Source organism: Micromonospora maritima, assembly GCF_902825405.1.
In the GTDB taxonomy this organism is placed as follows: Bacteria; Actinomycetota; Actinomycetes; order Mycobacteriales; family Micromonosporaceae; genus Micromonospora; species Micromonospora maritima.
In genome coordinates this window covers 1-2,100 of record NZ_CADEAU010000727.1, presented here as the reverse complement: position 1 = coordinate 2,100, position 2,100 = coordinate 1, and the positions used below count along the sequence as shown (strand labels likewise).

The following is a 2,100-nucleotide window of genomic DNA, read 5'->3' as shown; positions in this document are numbered from 1 at the left end:
GACGAGGGCGGCAGGCCGGCCGGCGGGCCCCACGGCGTCGGCCCGGAGACCGGGGCGCCGGACACGGTCGCGCCGTAGCCGGTCGGTGGGCCGGACGGCGACGCGGCCGGACGCCGGTGCAGGAAGCTGCTCGCCGAGGGGAGCGTGAGCAGCGCGGCGACCACCAGGTAGCCGAGGATCTGCGCCACCGACAGCGCCGCGTTCAGCGGGATCCACCACGACGGGTAGGCGTCACCGACCAGCCCCAGCAGGTCGGCGGTGATCCGGTCGTCGGCGCCGAGCTGCAACGGGGCGGCACGCTGCCCGACCAGCACCGCCAGCCCGCAGCACCCGCAGAGCAGGCCCAGCCCGGCGACCACCCAGGTGGCCACCCGTGCGCCGGGACGACCGGCGAGCAGGCCCAGCGCGAGCCCGACCAGCAGCAGCGCGGCCAGCACGCCGAGCACGGCGGCCAGCACGGTCGAGCCGCGCAGCAGGCCGGCCACCCGGTCGATGTCGCCGCCACCCGCGCCGGTGTCCTCCGCCGCGGCCCGGAACCGGTCCACCGTGCCGCCCGCGACGGCCAGGTTCGTCACCGCGTACGCCACGGCGCCGACCGCCATCAACAGCAGCACCGCCACCGCGGCGACGACCGTGCCCGGTCGGCGGGGGGCTACCCGATCGGGGTTGGACACGACAGATCCCTCCGGTAGGCGTCGGCTTGCAACCTACTCGGAGGGATCGTCGGCGTCGCTGAAATCCCGACGTCAACTTCCGGGTGGCGGCTCCGGGTCACGGCGCTCGCCGGGCTGACCGGTCGGCCCGGCCGGCGGCTGACCGCCGGGGGCCGTCGGCGGCGTTCCGCCGGTCGGGTGCTGGCCCGGGGTGGACGGGTACGCCGGGTCGGTCGACTGGCCCGGGGTCGACGGGTACGCCGGGTAGGCCCCGCCCGGCACCGGGGGCTCCCACGCCGTCTTCGGCTTGCGGAAGAACTCGTTGGCCTTCGGCAGCGCCAGCAGGATCAGCGCGGCCAGCAGGGCGAGCAGCGCGACGATGCCGAGCAGCAGGCTGACCGGGCCGTACCAGGACGGCAGCGCGTCCTCCAGCCGGCGCTGGATCTCCTGGCCGCTGGGCAGGTCGCCGTTGGCGTTGCCGCCGCCGCCCATCGTGCCGCCGGAGACGCCGTTGAGCAGGCCGCCGCCGGTGCAGCAGAGCAGGATGCCGCCGAGGATCCAGGTGGTGATCCGGGAGGCGTTCTTGCCCCGGTTGTTCAGCAGCGCGAGGACGACCAGACCGGCCGCGAGCAGCAGCGTCAGGATCGACGAGCCGATGGTGAAGGCGTACGCGATGTCGCCCGCCGACTCGGCCGAGGTGCCCGCGTACGCGTCCTTGAGGACGTCGCGGATCGTGCCGATGACGGACAGCGTCACGATCAGGTTCAGCACCTGGATGACGGCGACGAGAATGAGCAGCCAGCTGGAAAGCGTCACCACACTGGGACGCGCGCGGGGCGTGGTGCCCGGAGCATCGACCATGATTCTCCCTCCCTCGATGAGATGACCACCGTAACGATCTCGCACCAGGTGGGCACGTCGGAAAGGCTCACCGGCGCGCGGCGCGCCGCAACCTGCGGTGCTCGGCGGTGACGACGCCGAGCAGGGCCAGGTCGAGCGCGACCGCGAAGACCGCGCCGAACTGGTTGACGGTGAAGTTGAAGACCTGCCCGAACAGCAGGTCCACCAGCAGGGCCAGCTTGAACAGCCGGAACGCCTCGGCCCGGTCGCGGCGCAGCAGCCACGCCGCGCGCAGGCTCAGCACCGCGGTGACCAGCGCGGTGGCGCTGACGCCGAGGACCGCGCCCCACTCCCGTTCCTGGTCCAGCTCACCGGTGACGCCGTCGACCAGCACCGCCACGACCGTCACCAGCGGCTCCACCACCAGGTAGACCACCACCGGCCAGACCAGCCAGCGCCGGCCGGCCGCCCAGGCGCCGAGCCGGCGGGCCCGCTCCGCCCCGCGCTGCCAGAAGCGCACCGGCGGCGGTTCCCGGCGGGGCACCGCGTCCAGCAGGGCGGCCTCGTTGGCCTCGGTGCCGGAGTTGGTGAAGAAGACGCGGGCGTC

Annotated in this window: 2 protein-coding genes and 1 pseudogene; all 3 read right to left on the bottom strand. The window is 74.4% G+C overall.

What is annotated here, in order from left to right; all coding sequences use genetic code 11:
- The coding region (locus HUW36_RS31580) for a hypothetical protein (RefSeq protein ID WP_174531413.1) at positions 1 to 674 on the bottom strand (674 nt) is incomplete at its 3' end.
- Positions 675 to 746: 72 nt separating this feature from the next.
- On the bottom strand, positions 747 to 1,514 hold the full coding sequence (locus HUW36_RS31575; RefSeq protein WP_174531412.1) for a hypothetical protein: 768 nt from the start codon (positions 1,512 to 1,514) through the stop codon (positions 747 to 749).
- Between the two features lie 67 nt (positions 1,515 to 1,581).
- Positions 1,582 to 2,100 (bottom strand): annotated as a pseudogene (locus HUW36_RS31570) (hypothetical protein); the annotation flags it as partial.

Bases quoted from the DNA above. Each gene is read 5' to 3' on its own strand.
- HUW36_RS31575 (WP_174531412.1), bottom strand. From the start codon at position 1,514: ATGGTCGATGCTCCGGGCACCACGCCCCGCGCGCGTCCCAGTGTGGTG.